Raw genomic sequence first — 19,325 nt, 5'->3', positions numbered from 1 at the left:
CCATGTCCACATCCCGCATCCAGCTCCGTGCCGCGCTCGCGGCGACCGCCGTGGTCGGCCTGCTCGGCCTGGCCGGGTGCGGGAGCGACCCGGCCCCGTCTGCCGAGTCTCCTTCCGCCGACCCCTCCTCCTCGGTGCCGTCCCCGGTGCCGTCCTCGACTCCCACGCCGGCCCCGTCGGAGGTCCCGGTCTCGGCCGTTCCGTCGCCGGCCGAGCCGACGCCGAAGCTCGACTGGGGCGGCCCGCTGGCGCCCGGGGCCTTCGGGCGGATCAAGGCCGAGGGCAACGTACGTTCTCTCGTTCAGCAGGGCTGGATGACCCGTGACACCGCACGGGAGGAGGCCTGCGAGGGCAAGCACTGGAAGTGGGCCGACCAGGTCGGCGACGGCGTGGACGTCACCTACGACCAGCAGGGCGAGATCGTGTCCTTCGGGATGAGCAAGCCCGTCCTCGAGACCGCCCAGGGCGTCACGATCGGCGACTCCCTCATGGTCCTCAAGGACATCTACGGGATGGGCTCGCAGAAGACCAACGACTACGGCCAGACGACCTGGGTCGTCCAGGACGGCAACCGCTGGATCGGCTTCCTGCTCTCCGCCAACGCTCGCGACGCGAAGATCGAGTTCATCGAGGTCTCCGTCGGGCGCCAGCCCGGTCTCCTCCGCGACGGCTGCTGATCCCTCGCGCTCCGGTCACCTTCCCGCGGCGTAGGGTGGAGGTGACCGGATCCCGTTCTCGTGGAGGTATCCCATGTCCCGTCGTGCATCGGCTGCCGCACTCGCTGCGTGTGGCCTGCTGACTCTCGCCGCCTGTGGAGAGGAGGCAGACCCGGACGACCGCAACGAGGTGAGCGCGAAGCTCGCCGACCCCGACGGCAAGAAGGTCGGGACCGTCGAGATCGAGGAGGACGACGGAGCCACCCAGATCAACGTCCGGGTGAGCGGCCTGTCGGCCGGCTACCACGGCTTCCACGTGCATACGACCGGCAAGTGCGAGGCCGACAGCGCCGCGCCGGACGACTCGTCGAAGACCGGCGACTTCCTCTCCGCGGGCGGTCACCTCAACCCCGACGACAGCGCCCACGGCGAGCACCTCGGTGACCTGCCGGCGCTGCTCGTGAACGAGGACGGCACCGGCAGCCTGGAGTTCACCGGCCCGTTCACGCTCACCGACCTCCGCGACGCGGACGGCAGCGCGGTCATGATCCACGCGGGCCCGGACAACTACGCCAACGTCCCCGAGCGCTACGCCCCCGAGGGCCCGGACGAGGACACCACCAAGACCGGTGACGCCGGCGACCGGATCGCCTGCGCCGTGATCGAGGCCGGCTGACCGTCGCGAAATGAGGCGACGTACGTCGTTCGGGACAGCAGACTGGAACGGTGACCACCGACCTCACCCAGACCGACATGGCCCACCTGCGACGCTGCCTGGAGCTGGCGGCCGAGGCGTTGGCGGACGGCGACGGACCGTTCGGGTCCGTCCTTGCCGACAGCACCGGCACGCCGCTCCAGGAGGGCCGCAACCGCGAGCACTCGACCGGCGACCCGACCGCCCACCCGGAGATCGAGCTCGCCCGCTGGGCGGCGATCCACCTCGATCCGGCGACCCGGGCCGGGGCGACGGTATACACCTCGGGCGAGCACTGCCCGATGTGCTCGGCGGCGCACGGCTGGTCCGGGGTCGGGCGGATCGTCTACGTCGCCTCCTCCGAGCAGCTGACACAGTGGCGGGCCGGCTGGGGAGCGGCTGAGTCGCCGGTCCGGCCGCTGCCGATCCAGGAGGTCGCGCCGGCGGTCGACGTCGTCGGCCCGGTCCCCGAGCTGGTCGACGAGATCCGCAAGCTCCACGAGGCCGCCGCTGGGGCCTGAAGCCACCCAGGCGGGTGGGTCAGGCCGCGAACGCGTCGATGTCGTCCGCGATCTCGTCCCCGGTGAGCGACGCCTGCTGCTCGGAGAGGATGCGCGCCAGCGCCGGGAGCGCCTCCGACCCGGCGGCCAGCCCGGCCACGACGAGGTCGTGGTCGGGCACGATCAGCCAGGCCGCGCGATAGCCGGGGAGGCGCCCGTTGAGGTACATCTGCCCCGAACGGCCGATCGCCCATCCGAAGCCGTAGCGCATCGGGTCCTCCCGCCGGGTCCTGACCGTACGCAGCACCTCGAGCAGTCGCGGACGGGCGAGCAGTCGCTCGCCGACGGTCAGCAGGTCCGAGGCGGTCGCACACAGACCGCCGCTCGGCCGCCGTCCACGCGGGTAGCCGGTCACAGGAAGGGTCCGGCCGCACTCGCTCCCCGGGATGAGGTCCTCGGGCACGGCGAACGTGGTGCGGGTCAGGCCCCACGGGCGGAGCAGCAGGTCATCGAGCGCGCTCTCGTAGCGATCACCGGACAGCGAGGCGAGCAACGCTCCGGCGACGAAGTAGTTGCCGTTGTAGTACTCCCAGCGATCCCCGGGACGCCGCACCTGACCGGCTCCGAGCACGAGCCTGGCCGCCTTCCCGAGCGCATCCTCTCCGTCGCCGAGGGCCGCGACAGCCTCGCCGGTCACGACCGGCGCCAGCCCCGAGGTCTGCGCCAGCAGGTGGGACACGGTCAGGCCTGGATCCGCCACCGAGCTCGAGGCGCCGAGGTCGACGACCGGGGTCTCGAGGTCCACGCCGGCAGCCTCCGCGGCCAGCACCGTGGCGATCGCGGTCAACGGCTTGGTCAGCGAGGCGATCCGGAACGGGGTCTCGGCCGTCGCCGCGCCCTGCTCGGCGATCTGGCGGTGGCCCGCCCGGCTGACCGCGATGACGGCGCCGGTCGCCAGCCCCAGCGGGGTGAGGTCGATCTGGTGTTGCATGGGGGCCAGTGTGGCAGGGACCACGACTTCTTGCATTGACTGCAACTTGCACTCACTGCAAGAATACTGCCGTGCCCACCTCTGCCCCACCTTCGAACGCCCGCGAGCGCCAGAAGCGGGAGCGTCGGCTGGCGCTGATCGAGGCTGCTCAGCGACTGGTCGGCGAGCGTGGTCTCGATGACGTCACCGTGGAGGAGATCAGCTCCGCGGCAGGGTTGTCGACGCGTACGTTCTTCAACTACTTCGACTCCAAGGACGACGCCGTGCTCGGCATCCAGGAGATCGGCGTGGACGCCGAGGTGCGCGCCCAGTTCGTCTCCGGCGGGCCGACGGGTCGGCTGATGAGCGACCTGGAGGCGCTGGTGGCGGGCTTCCTCGACCATGCCGCCCCCAACATCGAGCAGGGCGAGCGGGCGATGCGGCTGATGATCGCCGAGCCCCGCCTCGTCCAGCGACACATCGCCTGGCACCAGCGCGTCGTGGCCGAGCTCGAGGCACTGCTCTCCGAACGACGCACGGCACGGCCCTCCCCTGTCGACGACGACACGATCGGGATGGTCGCCGGGCTGCTGCTGCGGGCGAGCGCGCTCGCCTGGGCGCGGTCGGGTTACGAGGGCGATGCGGCAGCGCATCTGCCCGAGGCCGTCGCCCAGCTCCGCCTGCTCCTCGACGACTAGCCGCAACTCTCTCGGGAATTCTCACCTCACACGGGACCCGTGTGTCACCACCTCTTCAACTCCTGCCTGGAAGGTCCAACCCCATGAGTCATACGGTCGCGCCCGACGCGCCCGACAAGCCGCTGATCGTGCTCACGCCGCGTACGGTCTGGCTGATCTTCGGTGCCCTGATGGCCTCGATGTTCCTCTCGTCCCTCGACCAGACGATCGTGAGCACGGCCATGCCGACGATCGTCGGGGAGCTCGACGGCGTCGAGCACCAGGGGTGGGTGATCACGTCCTACATCATGGCGATCGCGATCGTGATGCCGCTGTACGGGAAGTTCGGTGACCTGTGGGGTCGCCGCTGGCCGTTCCTGGTCGCCGTCACGCTGTTCACCCTCGGCTCGCTCTTCGGCGGGATGGCGCAGACCTTCCCCGAGCTGGTCGCCGCCCGCGGTCTCCAGGGGCTCGGCGGTGGCGGGCTGATGATCCTGTCCCAGGCGATCATCGCCGACATCGTGCCGGCCTCCGAGCGCGGCAAGTACATGGGCCCGATGGGTGCTCTCTTCGGTATCTCCGCGGTGATCGGGCCGCTCCTCGGTGGCTGGCTCACCGACGGCCCGGGCTGGCGCTGGACCTTCTGGATCAATGTGCCGGTCGGCATCATCGCGCTGGTCGTGGCCTGGTACGCCCTGAAGCTGCCCTCGCACCGCTCCAACCGACCGGTGGACTGGCTGGGGATCATGTTCATGGTGCTCTCCACCTGCGGCATCGTGCTGCTGACCTCGTGGGAGTCGCTCGGCCACGACGGCTACGACTGGTCCTCGCCACAGCTGCTCGGGCTCTTGGTCGGCACCCTGGCCTCGATCGCCGCGTTCATCGTCACCGAGACCCTCGCGCCCGAGCCGCTGATCCCGCTGCGCCTCTTCAAGAACGCCACCTTCACCGTGACCACGCTGATCGGCCTGGTGCTCGGGATGGGCATGTTCTCGGCGATGGCGATGCTGCCGACGTTCCTGCAGATGTCGACCGGCGCCTCGATCACCAGCTCCGGGCTGCTGATGCTGCCGATGATGGTCGGGCTGATGCTCACCGCGATCGTCTCGGGCATCGCGATCTCCAAGACGGGTCGCTACAAGGTCTTCCCGATCGCCGGACTGCTCATCACCGCGGCGGGCATCGCCTGGCTCACGCAGATCACCGCCGACATGTCGATGATCGTCTTCGGACTGATGATCTTCGTCCTCGGCGCCGGCATGGGTCTGGTCATGCAGACCATCGTCCTGGCCGTGCAGAACGCCGTCGACCCGCACGAGCTCGGCACCGCGACCTCGGCGAACAACTTCTTCCGGGAGATCGGTGCGACCGTCGGTACGGCGCTGTTCACGACCGTGTTCACCACGCGCCTGACGGACAACTTCGGGGGCCTGGCCGAGAAGATGGCCTCCTCGGGGATGATGCCAGCCGACGGTGCCGGGTTCTCCGGGGGGAGCCTCACCCCGGCCGCTGTCGAGCAGCTGCCCGAGCCGCTGCACGGCTGGGTCGTCGACGCCTTCACCGAGGCGCTCGCACCGGCGTTCTGGTACCTCGTACCGCTGATCCTCCTCGGTCTCGCGCTCGCGCTGTTCCTCAAGGAGGTCAAGCTCTCCAACGAGGCCGGCATGGTCGCCCGCGGGGAGGCGGTCGCCGGCTGAGGCATCCTTGACGGTCGCCGTGGCAGGGGGCATTCTCCTGTCACGGCGACCGTCTGTTCGGGGGACGTGCGCAGCTCTCGGAAAGGCATGCCATGCCCGCTCGCGCCCTGCCCCTCTCGATCGCGACGGTGTCCGCACTCGTCGCCGGCCTGCTGCTCGGCGTGACGCCGGCGTCGGCGGCTTCGGACGGGGACGTCGTCCTGGAGACGCTCTCCAACCGGGCCGACCTGATCTCCGACGGCAACGCGCTGGTGCGAGTCACCCTGCCGAAGGACGCCGACCCCGAGGACCTGAAGGTGTCGGTGAAGGACCGCGACGTCACCAAGGCCTTCGGCGAGCGGCCCGACGGCGAGATCGAGGGCGTCGTACGCGGCCTGCGGGTCGGGACCAACGAGCTGACCGCGCGCCTCGCCGATGGTCGCGGTGCCCGGCTCACGATCACCAACCACCCGCGCGGCGGGCCGATCTTCTCGGGACCCCAGCTGCAGCCGTGGCGCTGCCAGCCGACCGCGACGGACGCGCAGTGCAACCAGGAGCCGACGATCAGCTGGCTCTACAAATCGACAAATCCACTGCTCGACGGGCTCCAGCCGTACGATCCCGCGAACGCTCCCCGTGACGTCGCCCGCACGACCACCGACGAGGGCGTGAAGGTGCCGTTCGTCGTCCGTGTGGAGACCGGCTATCAGAACCGCGACCAGTACCGGATCGCCGTGCTCTGGCAGCCGGGTGAGCCGTGGCGGCGCTGGCGGCCGCAGCAGCAGTGGAACAACAAGCTGTTCATCCCGCACGGCGGCAGCTGCGGGGTCGACCACGAGGTCGGCACGGCGCCGACGACGGACTACGCCGGCACCTTCGACCTCGGCATCCCGGTCGTCGCCGACGCCCTCGGCGACAGCCCGACCGTGGCGCTGGGCCGCGGCTTCGCGATGCTCTCGACCGCGCTGGCCAACACCGGCCACAACTGCACCGTGACGAGCGCGGCCGAGTCGCTGTTGATGGCCAAGGAGCACCTCGTCGAGACGTACGGCGACCTTCGCTACACGATCGGCAGCGGCTGCTCCGGCGGCTCGATCGCCCAGCAGACGATCGCGAACGCCTACCCGGGGATCTACCAGGGCCTGGTCGTGACCTGCTCCTACCCCGACTCGCTCTCGCCGGGCCTGCAGTTCTCCGACTACCACCTGCTCCGCAAGTACTTCGAGAGCTCCGAGCGCCTGACCGACGGCAAGTTCTGGAACCCGCTGCAGTGGGCGGCGGTCGAGGGCCACCTGCTGCCGCTCAACGCCGTCACCGCCGACGAGGGCCTGTTCAAGCAGGCGGTCATGCCGACCCACCCGTGCTCCGGCGTCAGCGACCAGGAGCGGTACGACGCTGCGACGAACCCCGGCGGCGTACGGTGCTCCATCATCGACGGCGCGATCAACGTCTTCGGCCCGCGCCCGGAGAGCGTGTGGACGCCTCAGGAGAAGCAGATCGGGCGTGGCTTCGCGGGCTCGCCGCTGGACAACACCGGTGTGCAGTACGGCCTGGAGGCGCTGCGAGCCGGGGCGATCACCCCGGAGCAGTTCGTCGACGTGAACGAGAAGATCGGTGGGCTCGACATCGACGTCCAGCCGCGGGCACAGCGCTCGGTCGCCGACCCGACGGCACTCACCAACGCCTACCGCAGCGGCATGGTCAACACCGCCAGCAACCTCTCCGACGTGGCGATCATCGACCACCGCGGACCGGACCCGGGCGTCGCGCACGACGCGCGCTGGGCCTGGGCCATGCGCGACCGGCTGACCCGGGAGCAGGGCCACGCGGACAACCAGGTGATCTGGTACGGCGTGACGCCCGTCATCGGCGACCCGAGCTACTCCAAGGAGGCGCTGCTCGCGATGGACCGCTGGCTGGCGTCCGTCGAGGCGGATCGGCGCGACGTGGCGCTGGCGGACAAGATCGTCCAGGACCGCCCCGGCGACCTCCACGACCGCTGCACCCAGACCCAGGGCGTCTCCAGCGAGGACGGCCTGTTCCTGCCGGTCGCGGACCCGCTCGTGGACGACCTCACCGGCGGGGTGCTCGACGGCCTCAACGGTGCTGTCCAGCCCGTCCTGGATCCCGCGCTCAACCTCGTCGTCGACCCGGTCTCGGACCTGGTGTGCGGTCTCGGGCCGGTCAGCGACCTGGTCAAGACCGACTTCGCGACGCCGCGGATCGTGGCCGGCGACAACAACTACTCCGACAACGCCAAGTGCCACCTCAAGCCGCTGCGCCGCACCGACGACTACGGCGCGTTCGGGCTCACCGACGCCCAGTGGACGCGGCTGGAGGCCGCCTTCCCTGACGGCGTGTGCGACTACAGCAAGCCGGGCACGGGCTTCACCGAGACCGTGCCGTGGCTGACCTATCAGCGGGCCGACGGGTCGGTCGTCTACGGCGGTACGCCGATGGGCCCGGCGCCGGATTCCGTGCCGTTCGGCGGTCGCTCCGAGCCATAAATGCCCGGCGGTCGGCTCCGGATCGGCACTAGGGTCTCGGCCATGTCTTCCCCGACCTTCGTCCTGGTCCACGGCGCCTTCGCCAACTCGTTCTCGTTCGCACCGCTCCAGGCCGAACTGGCGCTGCGCGGGTTCCGCTCGCTCGCGGTCGACCTGCCCGGCCACGGTTTCGGGGCGACGTTCCCGCAGGCCTACCAGGCACCCCAGGACCTCGCCGCGCTCGCTTCGGCTCCGGGCGGGATCAAGGGTGTGACCCTCGCCGACAACGTGGCCCATCTGGTCTCGGTGCTCGAGCGGGCCAAGGAGCACGGCCCGGTGATCGTCGTCGCGCACAGCCGCGGCGGGATCACCCTGACCGCGGCCGCCAACGCCCGCCCGGACCTGATCGATTCGATGGTCTACGTCTCGGCCTGGGCGCCGGTGGAGCTGGACGCGGTGGCGTACAACGCCGAGCCGGAGATGGCCTCCTTCGACGCCTCCGTGCTGATCGGCGCGGCCGCCGCGAATCCCGCCGACGTCGGCCTGCTGCGCTGCAACTTCCGCACCGCCTCCCCCGAGGTCCTGGCCGGCCTCAAGCACGCGTTCATGGCCGACGGCACCGACGACGAGTTCCGTACGTTCCTCAACACCTTCCAGCCCGACGAGAACCTCGACGCGGGTGGTCCCGAGGACCGCGCCCAGGCGGCCACCTGGGGCACCGTGCCCCGTGCGTTCGTACGCCTCAGCGAGGACGTCAGCATGCCGCCGGCCATGCAGGACCGACTGATCCGCGAGGGCGACGCCCTCACCCCGGACAACTCGTACGCCGTCCACACGCTGAGGTCGAGCCACCTCGGCTGGCTCGTCCACCCGGCTCCCGCCGCCGACCTCCTCGTGGAGATCGCGGCCGGCTGAGCCGGCCGAGCGGCACTCTCCGGCCCCGGGATCCCGGGGCCGGAGGACACCTGTCCATGTACTAGGTCGCTTGTCCAAGACTCTTGACCGAACGAGTTCCGAGCAGGCATCCTCCTGTCATGACGAGCGTCACATGGAGGACCGCGACGGCTGTTGCGCTGGTGGCGGTCGCCGCCCTCGGACCCGCAACGTCGTCACCATCGGCGAGCGCCACGACCGCGCCGCACGCCACGGATCGGCAGGCCGGGAGCGCCGACTACCTCGTCGGCCGCGGCATCGCCGACGTCACGGGCGAGGTCGCCGAGGCCGGGATGATGGGCTACGCCGACCTCGGCCAGGTCAGCAGCGGTCTGCACATGCGCCAGCGCGCCCGCGCCTTCGTGATCGCCGACCCCGAGTCGGGCGAGCGCGTGGTCCACGTCCTCGCCGACGCGGGCATGATCTTCCAGAGCGTCCGCGACGCCGTGCTGGCGAAGCTCGAGCAGCGCTTCGGCGAGACCTACACCGAGCGCAACGTGATGCTGACCGCGACCCACACGCACGCGGCGCCCGGCGGCTTCTCGCACCACACGCTCTACAACGTCACCACGCTCGGCTACCACGGCAAGACGTTCCGGGCCCTCGTCGACGGGATCGTCGCCTCGATCGAGCGGGCGGACGCCGACCTCGCGCCCGCCGAGCTGAGCCTGTCGACCAGCGAGCTGACCAACGCCAACGTCAACCGCTCGAAGACGGCGTTCGACCGCAACCCGGATGCCGACAAGGCGTACTTCCCGGGTGGCGTCGACACCCGGAGCACCACCCTCCAGGTCCACCGGGACGGCGAGCTCGACGGGGTGATCAACTGGTTCCCGGTCCACGCGACGAGCATGTCGACCGACAACACGCTGGTGAGCCCCGACAACAAGGGCTACGCCGAGTACGCGTGGGAACGGATCGCCAGCGGCGTCGACTACGTCGAGGACAGCCACGACCCCGGCTTCGTCGCGTCGTTCGCGCAGACCAACTCCGGCGACATGTCTCCGAACCTCAACCTGCGGCCCTCCGACGGCCCGACCACCGACCAGTTCGAGAACACCAAGATCATCGGCACCAGGACGTACGACGCCGCCCGCCGCGGACTCGATGACGACCGCGAGCTGAGCGGCGGCGTCGACTCCCGGATCGTCTACGTCGACCTCGCCGACACCACGGTACGGCCCGAGTTCACCCCCGACGGGAAGCCGCACAGCACCTGCCCCGCCGCGCTCGGCGCGGCGTTCGCGGCGGGCAGCACCGAGGACGGTGGCGGCGGGCTGCCGATCTTCAAGGAGGGCAAGGACGGCGGCAACCCGGCGGTCGCAGCGATCTCCGAGGCGCTCTACACGGCGAGCCCGGCGCTGCGTGCCTGCCAGGGCTCGAAGGAGATCCTGCTCCCGGTCGGGCCGCTCGACATGGTGCAGCAGAAGCTGCCGGTACAGCTGGTCCGGATCGGCGACTTCTACCTCGTCGGGATGCCTGCCGAGGTGACCGTGGTGTCCGGCCTGCGGCTGCGGCAGGCGGTCGCCGAGGCGGTCGGCACCGACATCGACCACGTGCTCGTGCAGGGCTACGCCAACGCCTACGCGCACTACCTGACCACGCCGGAGGAGTACGACGCCAAGGAGTACGAGGGCGCCTCGACCCTCTTCGGACGCTACGAGCTCCCGGCGTTCATGCAGACCGCGGCCGACCTGGGTGCCGCGATGCGGGACGGGGTCGACGTACCGCTCGGCGAGAAGGAGCGCGACCGCAGCGCCGGCCAGTTCCCCTCGCTCCAGGGCGCGGTGGTCGCCGACGCGCCGCCGCTCGGGAAGGGCTACGGCGACGTGCTGACCGCGCCGGCCGCGACGTACCGCCCGGGCGAACAGGCGAGCGTCACGTTCGCCGGCGCGCATCCGAACAACGACCTGCACCATGGCGGCAGCTACCTCACTGTGGAGCGCCGCACGGCGGAGGGTTGGGAGCGGATCGCCGACGACGGTGACTGGTCGACGAAGCTCCACTGGAAGCGCTACGGCGTCGCGGCGTCGAAGGTGACGATCACCTGGGACGTACCCGACGACGTGGCGGCCGGAAGCTATCGGATCCGCTACTTCGGCGACGCCCGGAGTCTGCTCGGGAGCATCCGGTCCATCAGCGGCACCAGCCCGACCTTCTCGGTCGTGGGCCGATGAGGTCCGCAGCGGTGGGCGTCGCGGCGGTGTGCGCCGTCGCCACGACGTTGCTGCCCGGCCCGGCGGCCTCGGCCGCGCCTCCGCCGCCCGACCTCAGCATCCTGACCCACAACGTCGCGATGCTGCCGACGATCCTGGGCGGGAAGGCCAACGGCACCCGGGCGGACCTGTTCGCGGAGGCCGACCATCTGCGCGGGCACGATGTCGTGGTGCTGGAGGAGGCGTTCGACAACGGCCCTGCCGACACGCTCAAGTCGCGCCTGGCGAGCCAGTATCCCCACCAGACACCGGTCCTCGGCCGCTCCCGCTCGGGCTGGGACGAGACCCTCGGGTCGTACTCCTCGCTGAGTCCCGAGGACGGCGGCGTGACCATCCTGAGCAGGTGGCCGATCACGCATCGCGTCCAGTACGTGTACGCCGACGGGTGTGGCGCCGACTGGTTCTCGAACAAGGGGTTCGTCTACGCCCGCCTGGACGTCGACGGCAGGCCGGTGCACGTGGTCGGCACACATGTGCAGGCCGAGGACCCGGCCTGCTTCGGCGGCGGTGCGAGCGTCCGAGCCGAGCAGTTCGCCGAGCTCGACGGCTTCCTCGACGGGCTCGCGATCCCGGCTGAGGAGCCGATCGTGATCACCGGCGACCTCAACGTCGTCAAGGAGTCCCCGGAGTACGCCACCATGCTGGCCGCGCTCGACGCCACCGCCCCGTCCTTCGCCGGGCATCCCTACAGCTGGGACCCGGAGACCAACCCGCTGGCGAGCTCGGGCGGGCGCGAGCAGCTGGACTACGTGCTGTTCCGGCGCGGCCACCAGCAGCCTCGCGGGTGGACCAACACCACGCTGACGCCGACCTCGCCGCCGTGGAGCTCCGGCGGGACGACCTACACGGACTACTCCGACCACTATCCGGTCCTGGGAGGGACGCCGTGAGCTGGCAGAACTGGGCAGGCACCGAGCGGGTCACGCCCGTGCGCGTGATCGACCCCGCGACGACCGACGAGGTGGCGGCCGCCGTCAAGGAGGCCTCCCGCGACCGGCTGAAGGTCCGGATGATCGGGTCGGGGCACTCGTTCACCGGCGCGGCGGTCGCGCCCGGCGTACAGCTGCGGCCGGACCGGCTCGACGGGGTCCACGCGGTCGACCGCGAGTCCGGGCTGGTGACGGTTGACGCGGGCATCCCGCTGCACCGGCTCAACCCGATCCTGGCCGATCACGGGCTGGCGATGGAGATCCTCGGGGACATCGACCGGCAGACCCTGGCCGGAGCGATCTCGACCGGCACCCACGGCAGCGGCGCCGCGTTCGGCAGCATCTCGACCCAGGTGCGCGGGCTCGAGCTGGTCCTCGCCGACGGCTCGATCGTGGCGTGCTCGGCGACCGAGCGGCCGGAGCTGTTCGAGGCCGCGCGGGTCTCGTTCGGTGCGCTCGGCGTGATCACCAAGGTGACGCTGCAGTGCGTGCCGCTCTACGCGCTACGGGCCGTCGACGCGGCCGCGCCGCTGGAGGAGGTGCTCGACGGCGTCGACGAGCTGGTGGCCGCCAACGACCACTTCGAGTTCTTCTGGTTCCCACACACGACCACCGCGCTGACCCGGAGGTTCCAGCGGCTGCCCGGCGACACCGAGCTGCACCCGATGAGCCGGCTGACGCGTACGGTCGACGACAAGATCGTCACCAACATCGGCTTCGAGGCGATGCTGCGCGTGGGCACCCGCTTCCCGCGCCTGGTTCCCGGGATCACCCGGTTCGTGACCAGGGCGATCTCCTCGCGCGACTTCACCGACCTGGCCCCGAACGTGTTCGCCTCCGACCGGGACGTACGTTTCCGCGAGGGTGAGTACTTCGTGCCACGTGAGGCACTCGTGCCCGCGCTGCGCGAGCTGAAGCGGTGGGTCGACACCCACGACGAGGCCGTCTCGTTCCCCTTCGAGGTCCGGTTCGTACGTCACGACGACATCTGGCTCTCGCCGGCCTACGAGCGGGACTCCGCCGTCGTCGCCTTCCATCAGTACCACCGGATGCCGCACGAGCGCTGGTTCGGCATCTGCGAGGACGTGCTCGGCGCCGCCGGCGGTCGACCGCACTGGGGCAAGATGCACCGACTCGACGCACCGGCGATGCGTGAGCGCTACCCGCGCTTCGACGACTTCGTCGCGCTCCGCGACCGGCTCGATCCCACGGGCGCCTTCACCAACCCCTACCTGGACCGCGTGCTCGGCCCTGCTCCGGAGGCATCACGATGACGTTGACCCAGCTCGGCGGTCCCGCCCGCTCCTCGTGGCCGGACCTGCTCGCCGCGACCGAGCATCTGGACCCGCCGTTCGCCGTCCTCGACGTGGCGGCGCTCCGAACCAACGCCCACCAGCTGGTCCGCCGCGCCGCCGGGAAGCCGATCCGGGTCGCCAGCAAGTCGATCCGGGTGCGCTCGGTGATCCGGGAGGCGCTCGAGATCCCCGGGATGTCCGGCATCCTCGCCTACACCCTGCCCGAGGCACTCTGGCTCGCCGAGGAGCACGAGGACGTGGTCGTCGGCTACCCCACCACGCACCGCGCGGCGCTCCAACGGCTGGCCGCGGACGAGAGGCTCGCCTCCCGGGTCACGCTGATGGTCGACAGCCCCGATCATCTCGACCTGACGGCCTCGATCGTAGGTCCCGACGGCCCGCCGCTCCGGATCTGTCTGGAGCTCGACGTCTCGCTCCGGCTCGCCGGTGGGCGGCTCCACCTGGGTGCTCGCCGCTCACCGGTGTACACGCCCGAGGAGGCCGGCGCGTTGGCACGCAAGGTGGCCGCTCATCCGCGCTTCGACCTGGTGGGTCTGATGGGCTACGAGGGCCAGATCGCGGGCATCGGCGACAACCAGCCGGGCGTACGCCGGTTCGCGGTGCGAGCGATGCAGCGCCGGTCGGCCGCGGAGCTCGCCGAGCGGCGCGCGGCCGCGGTCGCCGCCGTCCGGAGCGTCGCACCCCTGGAGTTCGTCAACGGTGGCGGCACCGGAAGCCTCGAGCTCACCGCGGCCGAGCCGCCGGTCACCGAGGTGGCAGCCGGGTCAGGGCTGTTCGCCCCACGCCTGTTCGACTTCTACACCCGCTTCCAGCCCCAGCCCGCCGCGTACTTCGTGCTGTCGGTCGTACGCCGCCCCTCACCGCAGCACGCCACGGTGCTGGGCGGCGGCTGGATCGCGTCGGGTGCCGCCGGGAAGGACCGGCTGCCGACGCCGGTGTGGCCACCGGGGCTGTCGCTGGTCGATCAGGAGGGTGCCGGCGAGGTGCAGACGCCGTTGGTGGGCGACCGGGTCGGTGAGCTCGGCCTCGGTGACCACGTGTGGTTCCGGCACACCAAGGCCGGCGAGCTCTCCGAGCACGTCGACGAGATCGTCCTCGTCGAGGGTGACCGCATCCTCGACGTGGTCCCGACCTACCGCGGCGAGGGGAAGACCTTCCTCTGACCCGTCGGGCCTGCCGGTCAGGACGGCTGTTCGACCAGCCCCAGGAGCTGCGTGGCGGCCAGCTCGATCGCCGCGCCCGCGGTCTCCGCGTCGCCCTCGTTGAGATAGAGCAGGGTCAGACCGTCCACGATCGCGGTCAGGTACCGCGCCAGCACCTCGACGTCGACCGTCCAGGTCACCCCGGCACTGGTCGCGAGCGTCTCGATCACCGTGGTGTGAGCGTCGAGGTAGGTGCGGTACTGCATCCGCGCGACCTCTGCCAGCGCCGGGTTGCGCGTCGCGTACTGCGTCAGCTCGTACGTCACCCGGTGCTCGTCGGGGTTGTCCAGCACGTGCCGCCAGTAGGACGCCAGGCCGCCGCGCAGCTTCTCCTCGAGCGTGCCCGGACCTTCGATGATCTCCAGGGCGGGCGCCAGCGTGTGGCTGGTGATCGTGGTGATCACCTGCTCGAGCAACTCCTCCTTGGAGCGGAAGCAGTAGTGGAAGGTGCCGAGCGACATGTCCGCCTCGGCCACGATCGACCGCGTCGTCGCCTGGGCCACGCCTTCGCGCGCCATCACCCGGATGGCCGCCTGCACCAGCAACCGTCGCCGCTCGTCGGCAGAAACCCTTGTCACCCGACCAAGACTAACGTCCAGGTCGGCGGCCACCGAAGTCGCCGTGAAATCGTTTTCCGACGTCAGACGACACCTGATTCACTTCTCCGGTGGCATCCTCCCCCGGCTCCCTGTGGCACACCCTGATCCATCTCCGCGGCAACCCGCGCGCCTGCGTGTGGACCGAGCCGATGTGGGGCCTGTCGATGGCGCTGGTGCTGCCGTACCTCTCCGTCTTCATGCTCACGCTCGGCCTGCACGACGCGCAGATCGGCCTGCTCGCGACCGCCGGGATGATCTCCCAGGTGTTCTTCGGGCTCGCCGGCGGCATCATCACCGACCGGATGGGGCGCCGGCTGACGAACGCGGTCTTCGACGTGATCGCGTTCGTGATCCCGTGTCTGATCTGGGCGTTCGCACAGGACTTCTGGGCCTTCCTGGCCGCGTCGCTGCTCAACGGCGCGCTGCAGGTCACCGCGAACGCCTGGGACTGCCTGATGGTCGAGGACGCGGAGCGCGACCAGCTCACCGGCATCTACTCCCTGGTGCGGGTCGCGGCGGACTGCTCGGCGCTCTTCGCCCCGATCGCCGCCTTCATGGTCGCGCAGTTCGGCCTGGAGCCCGCGGTGCGGGTGCTCTTCATCAACGCGGCAGTGGTGATGCTGGCCAAGATCATCCTGCTGTACGCCGCCTCCACCGAGACCCGCCAGGGCCGGATCCGGATGGAGGAGACCCGGCACGAGAGCCTCTGGCGGCTCTTCGCCGGCTACCGCGGCGCCGCGCGACTGCTGGGCCGGTCCCGCGGCTCGCTGCTCGCGCTGGCCATCGCCGCCGTCGTCGCGGCCGTCACCCTCGTCAACGGCACCTTCTGGCAGGTCCTGGTCAGCCATCGCCTGCACGTGCCCGACCCGTTGCTGCCGTTCTTCCCGATGGTGCGCTCGCTGCTGTCGGTGCTCTTCCTCTTCACCCTGATCCGCCGGCTGACCTCCGGCCACGACCTCAAACAGGCGACCCTGTGGGGCTTCGGCATCTATCTGGCCGGCCAGCTGGCGCTCGTCGCGATCCCGGCCGCCGAGGGCGACGCCGACCTGATGACGTACGCGCTTCTGGGGGTCTGTCTCCTCCTCGACAGCTTCGGCGCCGGGATGCTCTTCATGCTCTCGGAGTCGCTCGTCGCGTTCCACGTCGACGAGGCCGAGCGCTCACGCGTGATGGCGCTGCAGCGCACCGCGGTGATGCTGGCTGCCGCCCCGTTCGGCTGGATCTCCGGCTGGCTCTCGGGGATCGACCGCACCTACCCGTTCTGGCTGACCTCGGCGCTCCTCGTGATCGGCGTGATCACCACCCTCGTCTGGTGGGCCGGGCCTCACACCGAGCCGTCGCTCGAGCCCGTGGCCGCGGATCGAGCCTGATTGGCGTGCGGCCCAGGACGCCCTCGCTACCGAGTGGGGGGTACTCCAGCAGCGTGGACACCCGGACCGCACACGGAAGAGATAGCAGCCTTCCCGCATCGACAGCCACCAAACGTCGATATCTGGTAACAAATGTTCTCACCGGTGTCGCCTGGCTCGCGGGTTCGTGAGAACTTTCCCGAGTTCGGTTTAGAACGAGCCGGGCGGGGTATGAGGCCAGTCATGAGAGAGCTCGTTGTCGACCATCCGGCGGGACTGCCCGACGATCCCACGTCGCCGCTGCCGGACCTGTTGGAGCTGCCGATGGCTCCCGGTGATCTGGATGACGAGGCGTACGACGACGTGCTCGCGCTGCCGTTCGGCGAGGCGAGCGGATGGCGGGGAGCGAGCTGACGGGCCGCCCGCGAGCGACAACGCAAGAACCCCCGCTGTTCCTGCCCTGTTCGGGCTGGTCAGACGGGGGTTTTGTCGGAGCCGCCTGTCGGAATCGAACCGACGACCTACTCATGACGGCAGCGCACCCGAGATCCAAGCCGATCTCAACTGGGTCGGCGCTAACCCCTTGGCCATCGACTCTTGCGGCCGCCGCCCTGCGCTGCCTCAGCGAGCCGACGAACCTCAGCAGCGAATCCGTCGACGCCTCCCTCGAGACCTTCAGCTAGAACGAGCATCTCGCCCGGAACAAGCCGAGCGCACCACAATCGCGGCGTACGCCTGGCGTGATGCACCGCAGCTGGATCGTTCGGCTCAATCCGCACGTTTTCCATGACCGAGTACGCCGTCTTCACCCCGGCCAGCGCGATCTCACTCCGGAGCCCGTACTGCTCGTTCACAACCCGCGTCGGAGTCAGCCACACACCGCCCGGCCGGAACAAGCCCACCGCGCGAAGGATGGGGAAGCCCAGAAAGTACGCCGCGGGGAACGCCGCGAGCACCGGCCAGAGCCAGTTCTCCTCGATGGCGCCGACGACACCCATCACCAAGAACCAGCCCCCGAGCATGACCAAGATGGTGGTGCTGACGAGCGTGCCCGGGTTCGCACTCCGGGGCAGGAACCGCGCGGGCTCGTCCTCAAAGGTGGTGTCCCGGCCCGGGAGAGCCGGCAACCGTGGGCGCTTGGCGAGAACCAGTCCGACGAAGGAGATCAAGACGATCAGGCCCAGGACAACGAAGAGCAGCGACCACACGAGGCCGAAGGGTTCCTCGTGGTTGCGAGCCACCAGCCCTATGCAGATGCCCATCGATCCCAATCCAGCGATCACACCTGCGACGCTGAGAAAGCGGCTGGGTGTCTGCTGAGTGCTCAACTGAACAACCCTCCTACGGCGTCTATGGCCCCGGAGACTCCGTCGCCGATCGCTTCGCCCGTGTCCTCGAGCGACTTCCACCCTTCGTTGAGCGCTTTGCCCACATCGGGTCCGTTCTCGAAGAGCGAATCGATCGCGCCATCCGAGAAGATCGCAATTCCAGCGCCAACAGCTGTTCCAACTACGGCTCCAACTGCCGTACCGAGGCCGGGAACGACCGATCCAGCAGCAGCACCGACCGCCATTCCGGTCAGCATCGAAGCGCCGGCACCTGCGCCGATTCCAGCTGCTGCCGAAACACCTTGCGAAACCACGATCTGCGTCCCCGTCTCGCCCTCCTGGTAGTCGTTGTAAAGACCAAGTCCAAGCCCAAGGGGGCCAAGAACCTTGCCAGCCTTGCCAAGGAACTTCGGAATCTTCCCGTCGTCGAGCTTCGCTGCGTCGTCGAGAACCAAGTCTTGGAATCGTTCTGAAGAAGTTTGCGGGCTGCCGACAGCCTACGGCGCTGCCAGAGTCAGTGGCCGTGCTCGCCGGGGCATTGCATCCGTTGCACATCCTCGACCCAATCTCAGGTCCGAGGCCACCGGGGCCACGGCTCTCGGGCAGAACGCTGGTCTGCATCGCTGCGGACCTCGACGCTGCCCTTCTTCTCGCTGGCGGCGCCCTCCTAGTCGGAGCTGTGGCGTTCCTCCGGACAGCTCTCGCTCGCCGCGCCTGAACCTTCTCAGACATCGTGGCCCCGCCGGATCGACGGGGCCACGAGCAGTATTGAAGATCAGAACGTGCGTCGCACTGTGACCGTGGTGGTCTTGCCGCTTCGGATGTTCTTTGTGATCAGTACGGCCTTGGTGAACTTGTTGGTCCGCTGAAAGCCGGTGAAGCGGTGCCGGAACTCGCCGATGTTCGTGTCAACGCCCACGTTGACCACCTTCGACTTCTCCTGGAAGCCGGCCGGAGTCCACAGGCGTACGGTGAGGCGGTACTTGCCGATCCGGTTCGCCTCGCCCTCGACCCGGACAACGCCGGAGTCGCGGCGGACGGTGATCTGGGAGGACGGGCCCATGCCGATGACTCGGTAGGGGTTCTGGTCGACATGTCCGACGCAGAGGACCGAGTAGTCACCCGAGAAGTACACACCCATGACCGGCTTCGGCCAGGCGCGGGCGGACTTCGTGGTGTCGCGTACGACGCCGTCGACCGGGTGGAGCATCGGTGACTCAGGCGACGGACCCGATGGCTCGCCGTTGCCGATCATCGTCCATCCGGACCAGTTGGGCCTCGTCACGCCACGAATCACCGTCGTTCCGATGGTGCCACCGGTGGGCGAGCGCCGGGCGCCGACGGTGATGACACCAGCGCCGCCCTGGCAGGCGCTTGTGACATTGACGGATGGCGTGGTCGCAGCCTGCGCGGAACCACCGAGTGACAGGGTCGCTGCGCCGAGCGCGAGGGCGGCGGCAGCGAGCGTGAACTTGCGGAGCATGGGGTCTTCTTTCGAAGTCGAGGGCGCTGCGACATGCGGCGCGCTCGCATTGAAACACCCATGCAGGTATCCGTCAGTGAATTCGGAACACAGAACCCCAACAGCGCTCGTAGAGGAGGGTCCGGTGGCCACCGGGGGGCCACAAACCGGCGAGGCAGGCGAACGACAACGAAGAACCCCCGCCGTACCTGCCGTGTTCGGGCTGGTCAGACGGGGGTTTCTATCCGAGCCGCCTGTCGGAATCGAACCGACGACCTTCTCATTACGAGTGAGACGCTCTACCGACTGAGCTAAGGCGGCGTACCGTCATC

The 19,325-nt window shown here is 69.7% G+C and carries 18 protein-coding genes and 1 tRNA gene; 13 read left to right on the top strand and 6 right to left on the bottom strand.

Annotated features, from left to right (window positions below; translation table 11 throughout):
- Positions 1 to 2: 2 nt before the first annotated feature.
- The 3 genes from BLT25_RS09515 to BLT25_RS09505 all read left to right on the top strand — a co-directional run bounded on the left by BLT25_RS09515 (position 3) and on the right by BLT25_RS09505 (position 1,871).
- Entirely contained in the window at positions 3 to 677 is a 675-nt protein-coding gene (locus tag BLT25_RS09515) for a hypothetical protein (RefSeq protein ID WP_091044821.1), read from the top strand.
- A gap of 73 nt (positions 678 to 750) precedes the next feature.
- On the top strand, positions 751 to 1,332 hold the full coding sequence (locus BLT25_RS09510) for a superoxide dismutase family protein (RefSeq protein WP_091044818.1): 582 nt from the start codon (positions 751 to 753) through the stop codon (positions 1,330 to 1,332).
- A 50-nt stretch (positions 1,333 to 1,382) separates the two neighbouring features.
- Positions 1,383 to 1,871 carry a nucleoside deaminase gene (locus BLT25_RS09505; protein WP_218131292.1) on the top strand — a complete coding sequence of 163 codons (489 nt, stop codon included), beginning with the start codon at positions 1,383 to 1,385 and terminating at the stop codon, positions 1,869 to 1,871.
- A 19-nt stretch (positions 1,872 to 1,890) separates the two neighbouring features.
- Here BLT25_RS09505 and BLT25_RS09500 read toward each other — a convergent pair whose 3' ends face one another.
- Positions 1,891 to 2,841 (bottom strand): serine hydrolase domain-containing protein, encoded by a 951-nt coding sequence (locus tag BLT25_RS09500; RefSeq protein WP_176883755.1) that lies wholly within the window; start codon positions 2,839 to 2,841, stop codon positions 1,891 to 1,893.
- A gap of 71 nt (positions 2,842 to 2,912) precedes the next feature.
- Here BLT25_RS09500 and BLT25_RS09495 point away from each other — a divergent pair, with 71 nt between their 5' ends.
- The 8 genes from BLT25_RS09495 to BLT25_RS09460 all read left to right on the top strand — a co-directional run bounded on the left by BLT25_RS09495 (position 2,913) and on the right by BLT25_RS09460 (position 14,216).
- Positions 2,913 to 3,518 (top strand): TetR/AcrR family transcriptional regulator, encoded by a 606-nt coding sequence (locus tag BLT25_RS09495; RefSeq protein WP_091044812.1) that lies wholly within the window; start codon positions 2,913 to 2,915, stop codon positions 3,516 to 3,518.
- Between the two features lie 83 nt (positions 3,519 to 3,601).
- Positions 3,602 to 5,194 (top strand): MDR family MFS transporter, encoded by a 1,593-nt coding sequence (locus tag BLT25_RS09490; protein WP_091044809.1) that lies wholly within the window; start codon positions 3,602 to 3,604, stop codon positions 5,192 to 5,194.
- A gap of 92 nt (positions 5,195 to 5,286) precedes the next feature.
- A complete protein-coding gene (locus tag BLT25_RS09485; RefSeq protein WP_091044806.1) occupies positions 5,287 to 7,680 on the top strand; it encodes a DUF6351 family protein in 2,394 nt (797 codons plus the stop codon).
- Between the two features lie 42 nt (positions 7,681 to 7,722).
- Positions 7,723 to 8,574 carry an alpha/beta fold hydrolase gene (locus tag BLT25_RS09480; protein ID WP_091044803.1) on the top strand — a complete coding sequence of 284 codons (852 nt, stop codon included), beginning with the start codon at positions 7,723 to 7,725 and terminating at the stop codon, positions 8,572 to 8,574.
- 119 nt (positions 8,575 to 8,693) lie between these two features.
- Entirely contained in the window at positions 8,694 to 10,769 is a 2,076-nt protein-coding gene (locus BLT25_RS09475) for a neutral/alkaline ceramidase (protein WP_091044801.1), read from the top strand.
- Positions 10,766 to 11,698, top strand: coding sequence for a sphingomyelin phosphodiesterase (gene sph, locus BLT25_RS09470; protein ID WP_091044799.1), 933 nt, complete (start codon positions 10,766 to 10,768; stop codon positions 11,696 to 11,698). The genes BLT25_RS09475 and sph overlap by 4 nt, the downstream gene beginning before the upstream one ends.
- Entirely contained in the window at positions 11,695 to 13,011 is a 1,317-nt protein-coding gene (locus BLT25_RS09465; protein WP_091044796.1) for a D-arabinono-1,4-lactone oxidase, read from the top strand. Before sph ends, BLT25_RS09465 begins: the two co-directional genes overlap by 4 nt.
- On the top strand, positions 13,008 to 14,216 hold the full coding sequence (locus BLT25_RS09460; RefSeq protein WP_091044793.1) for an amino acid deaminase/aldolase: 1,209 nt from the start codon (positions 13,008 to 13,010) through the stop codon (positions 14,214 to 14,216). Before BLT25_RS09465 ends, BLT25_RS09460 begins: the two co-directional genes overlap by 4 nt.
- Positions 14,217 to 14,233: 17 nt before the next feature.
- Here BLT25_RS09460 and BLT25_RS09455 read toward each other — a convergent pair whose 3' ends face one another.
- Complete coding sequence (locus BLT25_RS09455) at positions 14,234 to 14,833, bottom strand: TetR/AcrR family transcriptional regulator (RefSeq protein ID WP_091044791.1); 600 nt, start codon at positions 14,831 to 14,833, stop codon at positions 14,234 to 14,236.
- An 89-nt stretch (positions 14,834 to 14,922) separates the two neighbouring features.
- Between BLT25_RS09455 and BLT25_RS09450 the strand changes: the two genes are divergently transcribed.
- On the top strand, positions 14,923 to 16,224 hold the full coding sequence (locus tag BLT25_RS09450) for an MFS transporter (RefSeq protein ID WP_091044788.1): 1,302 nt from the start codon (positions 14,923 to 14,925) through the stop codon (positions 16,222 to 16,224).
- Positions 16,225 to 16,446: 222 nt separating this feature from the next.
- Complete coding sequence (locus BLT25_RS29825) at positions 16,447 to 16,617, top strand: hypothetical protein (protein ID WP_176883752.1); 171 nt, start codon at positions 16,447 to 16,449, stop codon at positions 16,615 to 16,617.
- 161 nt (positions 16,618 to 16,778) lie between these two features.
- On the opposite strand, the gene BLT25_RS09445 is transcribed toward BLT25_RS29825, so the two are convergent.
- From BLT25_RS09445 to BLT25_RS09435, 4 genes are all read right to left on the bottom strand, one after another.
- The gene (locus tag BLT25_RS09445) at positions 16,779 to 17,531 is read right to left on the bottom strand and encodes a hypothetical protein (RefSeq protein ID WP_143033693.1); all 753 of its coding nucleotides are present in this window, start codon (positions 17,529 to 17,531) and stop codon (positions 16,779 to 16,781) included.
- Entirely contained in the window at positions 17,528 to 17,986 is a 459-nt protein-coding gene (locus tag BLT25_RS29470) for a hypothetical protein (protein WP_143033692.1), read from the bottom strand. Before BLT25_RS29470 ends, BLT25_RS09445 begins: the two co-directional genes overlap by 4 nt.
- A 320-nt stretch (positions 17,987 to 18,306) precedes the next feature.
- A complete protein-coding gene (locus BLT25_RS09440; RefSeq protein WP_091044784.1) occupies positions 18,307 to 19,014 on the bottom strand; it encodes a hypothetical protein in 708 nt (235 codons plus the stop codon).
- Between the two features lie 227 nt (positions 19,015 to 19,241).
- Positions 19,242 to 19,314: transfer RNA gene (locus tag BLT25_RS09435), tRNA-Thr, on the bottom strand.
- Positions 19,315 to 19,325: the final 11 nt, after the last annotated feature.

This window comes from Nocardioides sp. YR527 (genome assembly GCF_900101045.1).
Lineage (GTDB): Bacteria > Actinomycetota > Actinomycetes > Propionibacteriales > Nocardioidaceae > Nocardioides.
Note: the sequence above shows the minus strand (reverse complement) of the source record. Positions and strands in the feature narration are given on the sequence as shown.